Origin of the sequence: Mesorhizobium sp. WSM3860, from assembly GCF_002294995.1 — a bacterium.
Taxonomy (GTDB): Bacteria; Pseudomonadota; Alphaproteobacteria; order Rhizobiales; family Rhizobiaceae; genus Mesorhizobium.
This window is the reverse complement of the sequence record NZ_NSGF01000005.1, coordinates 216506-231406: the sequence shown is the minus strand read 5'-3', so window position 1 is coordinate 231406 and position 14901 is coordinate 216506. Positions and strand designations below refer to the sequence as shown.

Here is a 14901-nt window from a genome sequence, read left to right as displayed (position 1 = left end):
GAACAGATCAGGCGGCGGCCTGTGCGTCGACCGCCTCGTACACGATCGTATTGACCAGAACGCCAAGTTTTTCGATCTCCACTTCGCAGATGTCGCCAGGCTTCATGAAGAGCTGCGGCTTGCGCGCGACGCCGACGCCGACGGCGTGCCGGTCACGATCAGGTCGCCTGGCTCGAGCGTCATGGTGCGGCTCATAATAGCCACAAGTTCAGCCACGCTGAACACCATGTCTTCGATCTTGGCATGCTGTAACGACCTGGCCATTGAGCCGCGTTTCCAGTGTAAGTCCCAGGCAGCCGGGAGGCAGTTCGTCGGCGGTGACGAAGGCAGGCCCAAATGCGCCGGTGGAATCGAAGTTCTTGCCGATCGTCCATTGCGGGGTGATGTGCTGGTATTCCCGGATCGACCCGTCGTTGAAGATCGAATAGCCGGCGATATGGTCAAGCGCGTCATGTTCCGCGATCTTTGAGCCGCCCTTGCCGATCACCGCCACCAACTCACCCTCGTAGTCGAGCGTGTGCGAAAGCTGCGGACGCACAATCGCCATCTTGTGGCCGATCAGGCTCGACGTAAAGCGGCTGAACACGGTGGGATAGGGCGGCTGCGCATAGCCGGATTCGGCCGAATGGTCCCGATAGTTCAGCCCGACGCAGATAATCCCCGAACCCGTGGCGCGGTTCATTCGCTACGAAGACCTCTTTGCGATCCTAAATGAGGGGCGTAGCACCGTTCGCACAGAGATTGCGCGCGCTGATGCGTTTGTTGTGGCGCGGCCAGGCGGTGGCGGCATTCGATTGGGCGGGGAGGTTGTTAAAAATGACGCACAGCTTGCTGCATGGTTTGCCACGGTTCCCACCCCGGCACCCGCCCAAGCCCACAGTGTTGCGCGGCGTATGGTGACTGCGCGCGCTGACGCGCGTGTGATATTAGGCGGCAAGATGGGCGTGTTATCCGATCCAGCCGATGCGTACGACGGCGCCATGCCAGGGATCGTCGAGGAGGCTATTTTGACACTGGACGCGGCCAAGCCGCTAGTCGTCCTCGGCGCGTTCGGCGGTGCAGCGCGCGATATCGCCATCGCTCTTGATCTCCTGGCTCCTACCTTCACAGTGCCTCGAACCAAGCAGCACGGGAGCTATGCGCCTGCCATCAAGAAGGTTGGGCGTCTTGGCAGTCGCCTTCCCAGCGGGCTTCGCAGCGCCCTTTGCGATGTCGCGGACGATGACCGGGCCGAGCAAACCGCCTTTCAGGTTGCGACGATAATAGGCAAGTGGCTCACAAGTGAGAAATTGGGTTCCTAACCCCACGTCGGCATCTTGGTTGGATGACTAGCTCTTTACTCGACCAGTGGCTCTCAGGATCTCGCGAACCACAGTCATTTTTGTGCAAACGAGACTGGCCTGCGGCGGGTAGATTGGATCGGCCGACGCGCCTCCTCAATGGCCGAAGCTCTCCCCAACTTGGTGCTACAACAGATTGTTGACGACAATGCCTGCCACCGGCTACGTGCATGATATACCAACATAAAAATGGGCGTAAAAATGGAAACCAGGATCCAGGTTCCCAGCCAACCTACTTTCCCGAGCGGAAGTTCGCGCCATCAGTTTGGGGCTGGGTGCACTGTTAGCGGCAGACGCGCCTCCTGCCTCGATCAAGTCGAGCGTCAGCTGTGATCGAGCTACCCCGGAAAGCAAGCCCTAATTTAGCCAGAGACGCACGAACGGATATCCGTGGCAATCCCGGGATCCGTCGGCACGGGGGTAGGCACGAGACCTCCTGCATCCCGCAGAGCTTTGCGACGCTGGAGATACACAAGCTTCTCCTGGTAACCTGCGAACGCCATCCCAATCGCATTTCCTGGCACAGCGAGTACGCGCTCGACAATGTTGAGTGGTAGTTGGGACAGGCCCGCAATTTCGCTGTCCTTCTTGACTCGCATAGTCGTAAGGACCCCATTCTGAAAATCGAGCTGAGTTATTCGCTTATTGAAGAAGGCGCCGCGCACCTTCAGCCAGCCGACATCTCGCTTGCTCGCCACCGTCTGTTGAGTAAATGGAAAGGCGACCTTCCCGTCGGGCTCAACCAGATAGGCGTTGAATTTACTCTTCGTTGCAAAGCAAACGGCGTCATCTGGGCAATCAGCGATGCCCGTCCGGAAATCGAGTTCGGCTGGCACCGCAACCTTGACCTTGCACAATTGCTTGTTAAACCGCGCGAGAGCAATTTTGTCGTAGGGATCCATCCACGCAGACACTACTGTCCGTGAACAGGTCCCCCTAACTACCTCTTTGGGCGGCGCGAGCACCGGAACCCCTGGTCCTGCCTCCGCGAACAATTGCACAATGTTTAAGATGATATCAGCTGTGCGATCCTGAGCGCCAAAATATACCGCCTTGAGGAAACCTTCCTCCGAACGGCTGATGCATACATTCTCATCGGCAAATCCATTCGCCGTATAGGACAGATACCGCGGCCTCGACCTGTCTGGAACATCAATTGTGTCAATCTTGGACGCTGCAGGGGCGCTCTGATCGACCGTATACCGAACCAGGGTTTGTGGCAGAAAGTATGGAATACCTTCAACTGGATTCAGATTAGAGTGCAGCGCAGAACAACCTGCAGCTATACTGCACAATAATACTGCCCCCAGACGGCTACGCTCGTTCATATGCCTCTCACGTTTATGATCCGACAGCTGCTGTATACAGAAGACCCGTGGGTTGGCTGGGAACGATCGGCTTTGAGTCGCCCGGCGGTCAGGTTGGAAGGGGCTAGGCGCTGAATTCTCTCCTACTAGTGTGTGCGTTATGTTAGGGAGGCTGACTCCCACTGATCAGTGCCTCCGCCCCAGCACCATCGAAGTTAGATTATTCTGCCAATGTTTCTTTATGGCAGTCCGGCCCTCTCTCGCGTCCTACTTGTCCGCCAGTAGGTGCCCTGTTGTCAGCTTGTTTGTGGAAGCCGCATGCTACAGACGTCCGAACTCTTTCACGAGTTGGCCCAACCGTTTTCGCTTCTCCCAGCGTGATCCGAAAAAAAGCGGACGACGAAACGCATGCCTCGAGTCTCGTTTCCCGAGCATCGATTATGGATTACGATCCTGCTACCGACCTCACGGTCTAAATGCCATGACGATGTCCTTGACTTGCTTCACATCTATAACCTCCTTCTTGCCAGTCATAGCGTCAGTAATATCAATAGTAGGAAATAGACTATCACACCACAACTCTTGAACAGTTCTGCGTTCCGGCTCAACGAAGTTCCCCTGCTCGCGATAGATAAAGTACGGCTTTAATGGGCCGTCAAAGCGTTCATTCCCAAGATAGGCAATTTTTCGTATCTCTGTGAACGGTATTGCAACGTCTGGGCACAGTTTTACAGTGCCTGTGTCCGTCTCGTCTAAGTGCAGATTCCCGAACATCAATCGTCCGCTTGTCAATTCAACAACATCTGTATATAGGGATAGTGCCTTCCTCGGATTTAATACCCTTCCATCTTTAACATTTTTCCACAGCTCTGGGTGCAAGTCGGATGAATAAATGAGGCGCCGCTTCACCTGAACGGGCTTGATCGCTGTCCAGTCTTCGCGATGCTCCCGCATCAGTAGAGCTGCTACGAAAACCACCTGCGGTGCGGCGAACGATGTCCCAGTCTCCAGGCTGACTTTGAACACATCGTCTTCAGCGTCATACCGAAGAACGGGAACTCCGCACCCCCACGCGGCGATGTCGACGTGCGCACTACTCCGGTTGGAGTCACGCAGCCACTCGTTACCTCCGTCTACTGCCCCGACAGTTATGATATTGTCGCTATCGTTTCCTCCGAACATCGCCGGATAGGCGGTGTAGTTCGTTCCAAGTTCATCGCCGCCATTTCCGGCCGAAACAACGATTAGAAAATGCTCGTCAGGTCCCACAAACTCTGAAAATCCTTCTATCTCACCAGGAAACCGGAGGCTCATATTAACAATTTTGACGCTTTCATTTGCTTGCGCCAGGTGCAGACCCCGAAGCACGAGTTCTTCTTTCGCCACGAATTGTTTGTGAGCTTGCCCCTGGTCGTCACTTGTCAATTGCACATCGATCACGCGAAATGGTGCAATTTCAACGAACTTCATCAAACCGCTTACACGTCCCAGCAGGTTGCCACCCGCAGAAATCGAGAGCACCTCCGTTCCATGCGCCTTTTGGTCGTGGTCTGGTAACGCCTCGGTCTGATCATGGGGAAGCCACGTGGCCAGCGGCCGCAACATTATCGCCAACAGCGGATTTGCATTGCCTTCCACGCCGCTATCAAGGATTGCCACCCGTACCGGCTGCAGTTCCCTGCTCCAATCTTGTTGTTTGTCTAAATACTCATTTCGGATCAACGCATCAGCAATTTCTTGAAATGCACTCTGGGTCTTCGGTATTCCGCTCATGCGGTCGGCACCGCACCTGCCCTCATTTTTCTCTTCCTCGCCCGAGTCCAAAACACCCCAGTTGGTTGGGCGAAAGGACTTAATTCCTCCGGATTCGATATCCTTTTGTATCGTTCGCACTGCATCTTTTACTGCCTTGCTGCGCACTGGAATGTCGACTGTGAACTTAGGGAGTATCACTGGCTTGCCAATCGGAAGAGCCGATAGGCTGTCGGGAGTCGTGTTGTTTAGGCGTGCAACAGCATGCACGTAGTCGTCCCATGATAAGTCAGGAGTTTCCAGTTTTTGCCTATCAAAGTATGTCCACAACGTCTCCCCGGGCGCTACCGTGTGACTTTCCGCAGTTTTGCCGACACAAAATGGCACATACACGACCTGTGCGGACGTTGCTCTTTTTTCCAACGCAGCTTCTGCGTTGTCTTCATCTATAGATAGCCGTGGATTTAGCTGCCCGATTTTCTCACGGAGGATACCGAGATACACCCCCGTAACAGAGGAGCACTCCTCTTTCACTGTTTCGGTTATTGTTCTTCCAACCGGGACGGTTATTGTAATCGGACCAGCGCTTTCAGCCAGTGTTTTTTCTAGCGATGGCGACATATCCGACGGTGATTTGCCGAGAACGACCCGCGCAGGGAGTTGAACTGACAACCCGTTCAGTAGCTCTGAAGCCCCGGCCTTGGGCGGCAAGGCGCATATACAGACCGCTCCTAAACATCCTAGCCAAATGCTACCCATGAGAACGCCTCTCTAAGGTCGGCAACCAGTTGCTTCCGTGTGGATACCGCAAATAAACGCTTTGGTCTGTTTGCTCCAATCAATGGCCCAGGACACAAACGCCTCGGTATCTGTAGACGATATATAAGATACCTCACTAATGTCGCCCTTTGAATTCACACCCACTATCAGACGATGGCGCTGGATCGCGTCATCATAAACGTATGCGGCACCGCCACTGTCACCAAAGCACACAGCGGCACCTCCATGAGTTATTGTGTAAAGATCATCGTTTCTCGGGAGTCGAGTGACTGTGGCCGTGCCAGAGAATAGCATTCCAAAATTCCGGTCAAAACCTCCAGGAGTCGTGCAACCATAGCCTAAGATGGTTATGGGCATAGCCACCTTTGGAAAAGCAATTGACGTATTAACTGCTTCAAATGCAACACCAGATATCGGAGCGTCGGTATTACAAAGAGCAAAATCGTGAGTGGTATTTGTGTTCTTATAACCAGGATGCCTTTTGCATTGCGCCTTGATTGGTTGGCTGTGTATTTTAATCTGGCCGGATGCTCCGTCCTCAATGCAGTGTGCCGCCGTCAAAACCGCCTGAGGTCCGACTACCGTTGCCGTGCAGCCGCCGATCGCACTCTTAAAGATCAGTGTGGCAGGCCAAATCTCCGGTTTCGCAGACTTCGCGCCAATGACCTCTATACTGCCATCCGTCGCTTGGTCCGGGGTGGCAAATACGAAGGAATCTTGCTGCGCTGCCGTTTGCTGCGCGCCAAAGAGGAGAAGGGCTATCGCAGCCGCCGAGCGGCTCAGCCACACATGAAATTTCCGTTCAAAGCCGTGCGGAGCACAGTTACTCGCGTGGTACATTTTTCGGATCCGTCAATTCATACAAGGTATCATCATCCAGCGTACCGGTTTCGGGTAGACCGCGATCTCGCTGGAACTCCCTTAGAGCGCCCGCATAAGCCGCAGCGGCGTCAGCCTCTTGTTTTGGTTGTGCCCCCGGTTCAGCGGCGGTCTGAACGGCCAGTACGTCCTGCTCGTCAGTGAGATCGAGTGCCTCCAAGGCACTCATAGCAGCCAACCTCTCTTCGTCGTTGAGCTGTGTCGCGGCCGCCACCTGGGCGGGACCTTCGAGGTCCGGACCGAATGCTTTCTTCGCTCTGATGTACCAAATCTTAGCATTATCCAGCCCAACGAGTGCCGGGTTAATCTTCAACCGGACATCGCGAACCGACCCATGGTCAGCGACCGAGTTAATATCGTGCGAATTCCAGTACTCGGTGGCGACCAAAAGGCCTTCATTAGGCGATCTTGCGAGTTCCGGATTCCCGTCTTCAGTGCCCGGGGCAGGCAGGCCCTCCAACTTCAGCCCAGCGTCCTTTCCCCTGTCCCGGAAATTTGCGCGCCCTGTCAATTGGATGTACCCGGAGCCCCTGTAATCCCATCCGTCATTGGTACTTCGCCCTAGGTTCCCGAGCTTCTTGCCATAGACATGGTTGGCGATTGCAACCGGCCGGTGCGCTAGGCGCCTCGCTTGGTCGGGGCTTACGCTCTTCGGGAATATTTTCAAGAGGCCCTGTTCCGAGTAGTTCATGTTCTCATCCAGGCGAAGCAACCCTCCCGTTTCGGCGGCGACTTCCGCTATAAAGTGATAAAATCTTTGCGGGTTATTGATATTCTTTTTTTCAAGATAGGATCGGTACTGAATAAGGCCGGCGATCAGGTCAGCGCGTGCGTGTGGCGAAAACTTCTGCAAATTGTCTAGAGTTAGCGCATCTGTCACTTTGGCAGCCATAGTCAGGTGACTGAACAACAAAACGAATGCGCAGGCATAGGACACAACCTTCAAACGCGAGAGCATCTTTGTCTCCTTGACCTCAAGGACCTTTCTTCCAGGAGGTTTCACGGCTCGCCCTGATGGATCGCATGGATTTCATGTCTGCCGCTAAGATCGATATAGATCGAAGATCGGTCGCCATGGACGAATGGCACCTGCGCCCCCCTCCTCGCCAGCAGCGAATGCTCGATCCTTAGTATCTTCCGAACACTCGCCAGCGCCGCCTCATTCACTTCGATGTAGGCGACGATGTACCACTCGCCATTTTCTTCTCTGGCCATCCCCAGCGGCTCGGCGTGCCATTTCAGCGCACCGTGGTGGGGCATGAAGTAGGTTTCCTGGACGCCGCCGACCGCGGTCAGGCCCTCGTCGAGCGCATATTCCATCACCGCGCAGCAGAGTTGCGTCAGCGTGCCTCGCAGCCCGGTCGAGCGCTTGTCGGGCACGACGAAGGTGCGCGTCCATTCGGCCCAGTCGGGAAGTCTGGGCACACCTGATTTCTCGCACATGTGAGGAAAGACCTCCGAGACCATGTGCGGCTCAGTCGTTGGGATCAATCGGGCCGATGTCACGACGCGACCCTCTTCGATACCGAGCAGATAGGTGGCCACATCAGTATCGAACTGGTCTACTTCCCGACCGTCCGGGCTTGGGGGGCGCCAGTGTTTCTGATGCACGAAAAAGTCGTGTCGGCGGCGCAGGAACTCGTCGAATTCGTTTTCGTAGAGATGCTTGTTCTGCGCATTGACAACATGGGCCGTGATCATAGCGCGATCCCCCGATCGTTCTTTTGGGGGAATAGTTGCAGTCTCTCTAATGTACGTCACCTGTCCGATCGGACAGTTGACGCAGCTATGGATGGATCAGGCGCCTGCGCACCGCCTCGACGACAGCTTGCGTGGTGGTGGCAACGCCGAAAGCCTCGCGGGCCCGCGTGGCATGCCATTTGACGGTACGCTCGGTCAGGCCGAGGATCTGCGAGGTTTCCGAAGATGTTTTGCCGGCCGCGGCCCACAGGAGCACTTCCCTTTCGCGATCGGTCAGCGGGCTCTCTTTGTCTTCGTCGTCATGCGACAGCGCCTGGATCGTCATGCCGGCGTAGATCGCCATGGTGACCAGCTGCACCTGCTGGCGCGCAGACAGCTTGCAGACCTTCGTCGATGACGCAAATGACAGCACAGACTGCCAGTGATGGACGCTCAGCATCGGCACGGCGAAGCCGCTCCAAATGCCGAACTCCGTTGCTTCGCCCGCGACGCGTCGCGACGCTTCCGTATCGGACCACTTGGCCGGGACGTCAGACCAAAGGAACGGCTTCAGTGTCTTGGCCGAATATATGCAGACGCCATCCACTGCTGCGTGCTCGGCTTCGACATAACGCTCGAACCAGCCCCTTGGCCACCCATTCAATTCCACCATTGGGGCCAGCTTCTGCCCACCCAAAGGCACGCCGCTCAAGATGAGATGCTCAAATCCAAGATTTTTTACAGTCGCGAGCAGATCGGTCAAAAGCGACCCTGCTGTCGCATGTTTGCGGCAGCGCTCGACGAAGTCGAATACATCTGAATCGATCATGCCAGAGCGCCTTCTCCCGCACGATCCGTTTATAACGAATTTTAGGGACTTTGAATATCCAAGAGTTGGTGATCTCGATATCTACATTGCGGAAACGAGCAACATTCTGGCGTCAAACCCTCACGGGCAATTCGAGGCATTGTAGCTCCGCTATACGCTCCCGCTGCTGAGCGATGTGTCATCCACCCAGTCTGACCTACCCCGCACAATCAGCAAGCCAAGCGAAACTCGCGTCACTGCCTAAGAGCCTCGACAGCGCTCGTCGCACGCGCGCTGCTGGGCCTCTCTGGCCCTGCGCTCAGCCGCCTTCTGTGCCCTGAACCGCTGATGAGCCGCCTCGGCCTCCTGTTTGCGGCTGCAGCGCATATTCCTCGGGCATGGGAGGGTGATAGGCGGTTTCTTCATGCACGCCAGTGCGCGCGCATTCCAGCGTTCAGACATCCTCGCCGCGCAACCACCAACAGGCTTGCGGAGTTCTACGGGCAAGGATTTTGCCGCAAGGCAGATGTTGGGTTCTCGGTTCAACAAAGAGTCGATTGGACGACGGGTAGACTCAGCTTGACGCTACAATTGAAGCTTGACGAGAATGCCTGCCCTCAACTAACCATCTGATATTGCAACGAAAGGCGGGTCTACAAATGAAAATCCGGGATCCCTCCCCTCCGCCCGATTTAAGTCATAACGCGTTGAAATCTCTGAAGAACATCTAGCTGTTCTTGTCCCTTTCCCAATGCGGTTTCCAATCAAATGTGAACCCCTATGGAGGGGCAAATGCCCAACTTTTCCGATACGCCGGCCGCTTGGTTCAAAGGCCGTTTTCTCGCCGGGCCGTACTTATCCGCACCGTCTCTTCCGCGCCTGTGGTCGCTGCCGCTGCCGCCAACGCAGCACCAGAGCCCCCGGAAACAGCGGACATCAGCCGCACCGACCTATGGCCTATTCCGAATGGTTGCATTTCGAAACGCTCATGCTCCAGCGCGACCTGTACGGCGACAACGTCGACGTTCATGAGCGCGCTCGTTGGGTCCCCTGTAACACCACGGCAAGCTGGTTCATTTCCCACCGCGTGAAAGTGGCCTCGATGGGAGACGATGCCCTCGCCGGCGACACGCGCGCTTGCGGTAATGAAGGCCGCGGGCGTCGATCTCATCAAAGGAGGAAAGTATGTCTGATCTCATTCTCGGGCGCATCTGCTTGAGCCCGTCGTCATCCTCGACACATTCGTGCAAGGCGTCGGTCGCACGGAGGAAGTCGCGCCGAACTTGTCCCGGGTGTCGTCGTACATCAGATCGGCTATGGCGGGGTGCAGGAAAGACTTGCGTGGCCAAGTTCATCATCCCGTTGGAGGCCATGCTGACGATTGCGCAGGACATGGCAGGACGGCAAGCCGCCGCGCGGCTGATGGGGCAGTTTCACTCGCCTGTAAACTGAGAACGTTTCGCCTAATAAACTGGGCCAGGGGAGCGAAACGCCTGGCCATCAGCACCCTTTGTTTTGCCGAAGGTGGTCATGCTATGCATTTTCGCATGAAGCGAGGGGATGACGACCTTGGGTGGCGTGCACCGATGGTGTTTCTCATCATCGCAGTCGCGACGTTTGCGCCTCACGTTTGTGGCCAGCTTATTCGACCGTCTGCGGTAAGGACGAGGGTGCCGCCATTTGCGCCAGAGAGTGGTTCGGCGCTGCGAGTCGATGGATGGCAGCAATTGCCGCAGCAGTCGCAATCGGACCGTTGTTGGGACAGTTGCGAGAGCAGCGAAGGCAAACGGAATTCGCCCTAGGCTACGCGTCGGCGACGCTTAGTGCCAGTCATGTCAAGCATAGCCTCGAAGACGCCATCCTCCACATCGTCAATTGAAATCGCTTTCCGGCCGATCTCGTCGATGGTTCGTATGACGAGTTCTTTGGTCGCAGGGATGGCAATTTCAAGAATTTCGATCTCGGGAGAGTCCATGCAGCGTTACGCTCGCGAAGAAGCCATCGAAGGCATTCTGCGGATTGACGGATGGAGAACCGAAACGGCCGGCCGCCATTTGCGCACGTCACGGTCTACAACATCGTTCAACACTCGCTCGCAAAGAGTGAGATGGAAGACGTGAAGACGTACGTGGAAGCCGGGCGAAAGCATGAGAGTCTGCCGGCCGAGGCACTGAAGGCACGTTATATCGACGTGTTCAAATCTATGGCCGCTGCCGCCAGCCGTGACGAGTCGATAGACTACCGGCCATCTGCGATCTGCAGGCTGAATTCCGGCTGCGCAAAGCGGAGCCGCCGCTTGATGAGATCGGGGAGGAGATGGCGGCGATCACAAAGATGATATCAAGGGTGTATCGCAACCTGACGTCGGAACAGATTGACAAAGCAGGCGGTGAGATCATCGAAGCATATTTCGCGGATTTAGATAAACGGCAGTGAGACGGCCAGACGTTGAAATCCCTCAGCCCCTTGGCTTGTTCGCTGGCGATCTCCTCATTCGCAGCGTCGAGTACCTGGATGTTCGAAGTGCTGGTGGAGCCTGCGCAGCCCGTGCGCCATTTCGCGAGCCACTTCCTCTTGGCTTACTCCTTGGAGTTGGCCCTGAAGTCGTTCCTTGCAGCCAGCGGGACGTCAAAGGCCGACATCTTCGATCTGGGACACCGGCCCAAAAGGATTCTCAAGCGGTGCAAGACCAAGGGGCTGCCCGAGGTCAATTTGCTTTGCGAACTGGTGGTGCGGATGGAGGCGATGAACAAGCTGCACGATTTTCGCTACCCCGCGGGTTATCGATTTGGTGCTGCCCTTCACGGACGAAAGTCTCACAGTTGTGCGTTCCCTCCACCGAGCGATCGCCCCGAAAGTCGAAATGGAGCGTGTGAAGGCAACGCTTCAGTTCGCGAGTCACACGCGACACCTAATGGGAAACAAGGTCGCTTGGTCCGACTGACGGCGATCTTTGCCGCCACTGCCCTTATGCCGCCCTCGCCTCGATCGCCCTCCGGCGGGCTTCCCTAGGGCGAGGGACACCTTTGTCCATGAATCGCTACAATCCCTGATGAACATTGGTGTCGGCACTCGATGGTGGGGAAAATGAGCGCTCGTCTTCTGCGCATGGCGCCTTCGGTCATCGCCGCGGTGACTGTAGCCCGCGGGGCGCACTCCGAAACGCCGAAAGAGGCTTATGAAGCCTGTCTTGCCGCCGCCATGAACAAGATACTGCCAACTAATTGCGGCCGCCCCGACGTGATCGCCAGAATGATAGCGTTCCAGTGCAATCAGCAACTGCTGGCGCTGGTGGGATCTATGCCTTCGGCGAAAACCGTCGACATGGCTGCCCTCCCGGTAATGGGCTCTCCCGATGAGACCGAGGAGATAACAGCTTACTTGGGGAAACACTGGGTTCGCATGGAGTGCATAATTAATCAGCCCATGGCCGTCCCGCTCTACATCGCCGCAATCGGCCTTGCGATGCTCGCCAGCGCGATCTGGTAGCTTCCTTGGCTGCGCGGCGTGCCTCCTGATGGGTGCGCTATGTGCTTATGCGCTGATGCTGTCCCCGGCTCACTCAGGGCCGGCCAAGACCCCCATCGCACGTTGCACAAGCTTCCTGCGCGTGTTCGTGCTCCCCCTTCATGGAGGGCTGAAATACAGCCTCATCAAGGCGACACAGCAGGGAGATCCGCCGACCGTGACGATCGAGTTGAGACCCGCAACAAATTGCGTTCTCCAGGTCGACCGATCGGCTCCTGTGAGTTCGACCGAGATCGGCGCCATATCAAGTTTCTATACGTTGGACGGACAGCGTAGCCAGATCATCTACGACTAGGAGAGGCGCGTTTACACCGCCTCCACGTCCGGTGCGCTCTGGCGCTTCCCTGTGGCCCACTGCATGCTGGCGCAATCAAAGAGCAAGGATCGTCTATGCCCAAGGGAGCCGACTTTCAGGATGATGATATAGTGGTCATCTCGCGCGACCCGCTGATAGGCAAGTTGCTGCTGATCACGGAAGATGACGAAGAGATCGAGCTTCACCTCGAGAGGGACAGCGCCGAAGCATTGGTTGGCGCGCTGGCCGCCTTCCTGGCCGAAGGCGAAGGCAAGGATAGGCCGAGAAGGCTCACCTGAATCCTACGCCGCCCTCGGCTCGATCGCCTCTGGTGGGCTTCCCTGGCCAGCGCCATGGCCCCTATGGGTGATCGCGACACGGCCCTAAGCACCGATGGTGTCTGCCATAAGGTACCAGCCGGCTGTATGAACGCCAATCCTGCCGCTCCAGCCATGGGAGGCTTGACGGCCACTGACAGGGTTGCGAGCACCAACATGAAAAACGTCGACGAGCGCATGAGACAGAAACGGGGTTCCTCGCTGCAGCGGCAACTCACATTGGCGTGAGTTCCTCTCGCCGCTGTCCTACACCGCTGAAGCGTCCGGCGCGCTCCTGCCGGCGGCCTGAATTTGGGCAACCATTCGCGCCTGCGCGGCGATGCGCACCCGGTCGAGCGCTTCCTGCTGCGCGCTCCCGCTCGAGCCGATAGACGTCGGGCAGCGGTTGCCAGTCGGCTGGCCTCTGCTTCATGCACCACTGCGGCCGGCGATAGCCCCAGTGCTCGATCGCGACGAGCTCACTGCCATCGAACCAGCACGAGACGTTGAGGCTTTGGGGAAACGCAGCACCCTGGCCAAGTCGCCCAGAGGCGCAAGCGACGAAAAAATGGCCCAGACGATCCGGTTCGCGATCTTTGCGGCGTCGGCCGCTCTCGCTGGCTTGAGCTTTTCGGTGCTGCATTCCTTCTGGACATGGGCTGCGCCGCTCCTGTCGTTTCCGCACGGCATCCCGGCTGACCGTGATACCCAGATCCCGGCCGACGACGACGGCGCCTTTGATTACCCGGATAAATGTAAAGGTTCAATAAAGCTGAATATTCCGCCGATCAGTTTAATAGGGATTTTTCTTCCTGACCACGGCCGACACAACAAGTAATCTGATGAAATTCTGGTGTGGCATTGACGATGCTGCCAAGGCCGCACGAGATGTCCAAAAGGTATCCGATCGAAAAGGAGGTCCGCACGGAACCTCGGTGATCCAGATTCGCTGTTAGAAGCTCGACGCCTTGCCCATGAACCTTCGTCCAGGCCTTCGCGGAATATGCTCAATTCAGTGCGGCAACACACTGAAGACTGCGACCACAAGAACCGCGGCGACCAGCGCTAGAACGATTGCAGCGAGCCGTATGCGTTTGACCCAGACTTGGCGAGCGGATCGAGCGGCCATGCCTGCGGCTGCGCCAGGCAGAAGGCTTGCTGGAATCGGTGCTGCAACTGATGGGGCTGGCGCTCGCTGTCCCCGATCATACCACCCTGAGCCGTCGGGCGCGGACATGGCAATCGCCCAACAAACGGCATGATCGCCAGGTTCCGCCGGAGGGACCAGTGCATGTTCTTGTCGGCAGCACCGGCCTGCAGGTCTACGGCGCGGGTCAGTGGCTGGAGGAGAAGCAAGGCGCCAGATCCCGTCGCAGTTGGCGCAAGCTGCATCTGGCACTGGATGCCGACAGCGGCGAGATCATTGCCCATACCCTGACTTATCAGGCGATGTCTCTCAAGTTGAGCCACTACTCGACCAGATTGGCGGTCCGATCGGACAGTTTACTGCTGACGACGCCTATGACGGAAAACCGACTTACGACGCAGTCATCGATGATAGCGCTGCCGCCGCAATCGTCATTCCGCCTCGCGTCAACGCGGTCGAACCATTCGACGATAGACCTTCCGGCCAAAGGGACCAGCATATCGCCGCAATCGGCAGAGACGGCCGGATGAAATGGCAGGTCTCCAACGGTTATGGCAAACGCTCGCTGGTCGAGACCGCCATAGGGCGATACAAGTCCACCATCGGGCGGCGTTTGCGGGCACGGTCGCTTCCCGTTCAGAAGACCGAAGTCGCCATCGGCTGCGCCGTCCTCAACCGCATGCTTGCCTGCGCACGCCCCGAAATCCGCCCGCCGCAAGGCAGCCACGGCATAGTCTGCCGCTTCAAAGATCGACATCCGCTCAAGTCCGGACCCATGCACCAACGCCACGTTGATGGAGAAGATCCAGTAGTACGTCGGTGCAGGCTTTCAGAGTTTGACGGAAGCGATCGACACCACGTCGCCGGAAGGGCGCATGATGATGCAGGTGTAGGAGCGTTCGCCGAATTCGAGCGCGCCAAGTTGCGTGAACGCACAAAATATGGTCTGGACGCCGCACGAAAGGATGGCCGCATTGGCGGGCGCCGCCCCAAGCTCAAGGCGCCCCAAGAGCAGGAGATCGTGAATTTGGTGCGCACGGGCCAAAAGCTGGGCGATTCAAGGCTTCG

Annotated in this window: 14 protein-coding genes and 2 pseudogenes; 7 read left to right on the top strand and 9 right to left on the bottom strand. The window is 57.0% G+C overall.

Annotated elements, in window-relative coordinates; genetic code table 11:
* Nucleotides 1–7: 7 nt before the first annotated feature.
* Together CK220_RS32435 and CK220_RS11635 are read right to left on the bottom strand one after the other, a co-directional pair.
* Nucleotides 8–106 carry a fumarylacetoacetate hydrolase family protein gene (locus tag CK220_RS32435; protein WP_245429125.1) on the bottom strand — a complete coding sequence of 33 codons (99 nt, stop codon included), beginning with the start codon at nucleotides 104–106 and terminating at the stop codon, nucleotides 8–10.
* Between the two features lie 102 nt (nucleotides 107–208).
* Nucleotides 209–682, bottom strand: coding sequence for a fumarylacetoacetate hydrolase family protein (locus CK220_RS11635; RefSeq protein ID WP_210201422.1), 474 nt, complete (start codon nucleotides 680–682; stop codon nucleotides 209–211).
* 211 nt (nucleotides 683–893) lie between these two features.
* Here CK220_RS11635 and CK220_RS32430 point away from each other — a divergent pair, with 211 nt between their 5' ends.
* The gene (locus CK220_RS32430; RefSeq protein ID WP_348629658.1) at nucleotides 894–1301 is read left to right on the top strand and encodes a hypothetical protein; all 408 of its coding nucleotides are present in this window, start codon (nucleotides 894–896) and stop codon (nucleotides 1299–1301) included.
* Between the two features lie 401 nt (nucleotides 1302–1702).
* Here the strand turns inward: CK220_RS32430 and CK220_RS31375 are convergent, their stop codons facing one another.
* From CK220_RS31375 to CK220_RS11595, 7 genes are all read right to left on the bottom strand, one after another.
* Complete coding sequence (locus CK220_RS31375) at nucleotides 1703–2668, bottom strand: hypothetical protein (protein ID WP_141245115.1); 966 nt, start codon at nucleotides 2666–2668, stop codon at nucleotides 1703–1705.
* Between the two features lie 444 nt (nucleotides 2669–3112).
* The gene (locus CK220_RS11620) at nucleotides 3113–5158 is read right to left on the bottom strand and encodes a S8/S53 family peptidase (RefSeq protein ID WP_095811652.1); all 2046 of its coding nucleotides are present in this window, start codon (nucleotides 5156–5158) and stop codon (nucleotides 3113–3115) included.
* Nucleotides 5159–5170: 12 nt separating this feature from the next.
* A complete protein-coding gene (locus CK220_RS11615) occupies nucleotides 5171–6019 on the bottom strand; it encodes a S1 family peptidase (RefSeq protein ID WP_095811651.1) in 849 nt (282 codons plus the stop codon).
* Nucleotides 6003–7016, bottom strand: coding sequence for a peptidoglycan-binding protein (locus CK220_RS11610; protein WP_095811650.1), 1014 nt, complete (start codon nucleotides 7014–7016; stop codon nucleotides 6003–6005). The genes CK220_RS11615 and CK220_RS11610 overlap by 17 nt, the downstream gene beginning before the upstream one ends.
* Nucleotides 7017–7057: 41 nt before the next feature.
* Entirely contained in the window at nucleotides 7058–7759 is a 702-nt protein-coding gene (locus CK220_RS11605) for an acyl-homoserine-lactone synthase (RefSeq protein ID WP_245429122.1), read from the bottom strand.
* Between the two features lie 85 nt (nucleotides 7760–7844).
* Nucleotides 7845–8501, bottom strand: coding sequence for a LuxR family transcriptional regulator (locus CK220_RS11600; RefSeq protein WP_245429119.1), 657 nt, complete (start codon nucleotides 8499–8501; stop codon nucleotides 7845–7847).
* A gap of 871 nt (nucleotides 8502–9372) precedes the next feature.
* On the bottom strand, nucleotides 9373–9576 hold the full coding sequence (locus CK220_RS11595) for a hypothetical protein (RefSeq protein ID WP_095811648.1): 204 nt from the start codon (nucleotides 9574–9576) through the stop codon (nucleotides 9373–9375).
* Nucleotides 9577–11060: 1484 nt separating this feature from the next.
* Here CK220_RS11595 and CK220_RS11590 point away from each other — a divergent pair.
* From CK220_RS11590 to CK220_RS32425, 6 genes and pseudogenes are all read left to right on the top strand, one after another.
* Nucleotides 11061–11558, top strand: coding sequence for a hypothetical protein (locus CK220_RS11590; protein WP_095811647.1), 498 nt, complete (start codon nucleotides 11061–11063; stop codon nucleotides 11556–11558).
* A 75-nt stretch (nucleotides 11559–11633) separates the two neighbouring features.
* On the top strand, nucleotides 11634–12035 hold the full coding sequence (locus CK220_RS11585) for a hypothetical protein (RefSeq protein ID WP_141245114.1): 402 nt from the start codon (nucleotides 11634–11636) through the stop codon (nucleotides 12033–12035).
* A gap of 429 nt (nucleotides 12036–12464) precedes the next feature.
* Nucleotides 12465–12668, top strand: a complete 204-nt coding sequence (locus CK220_RS11575) for a hypothetical protein (protein WP_095811644.1) — start codon at nucleotides 12465–12467, stop codon at nucleotides 12666–12668.
* 478 nt (nucleotides 12669–13146) lie between these two features.
* Nucleotides 13147–13524, top strand: coding sequence for a hypothetical protein (locus tag CK220_RS11570; RefSeq protein ID WP_141245113.1), 378 nt, complete (start codon nucleotides 13147–13149; stop codon nucleotides 13522–13524).
* 293 nt (nucleotides 13525–13817) lie between these two features.
* Nucleotides 13818–14536: pseudogene (locus CK220_RS11565) on the top strand (IS5 family transposase); the annotation flags it as partial.
* Between the two features lie 91 nt (nucleotides 14537–14627).
* A pseudogene (locus tag CK220_RS32425) lies at nucleotides 14628–14887 on the top strand (recombinase family protein); the annotation flags it as partial.
* Nucleotides 14888–14901: the final 14 nt, after the last annotated feature.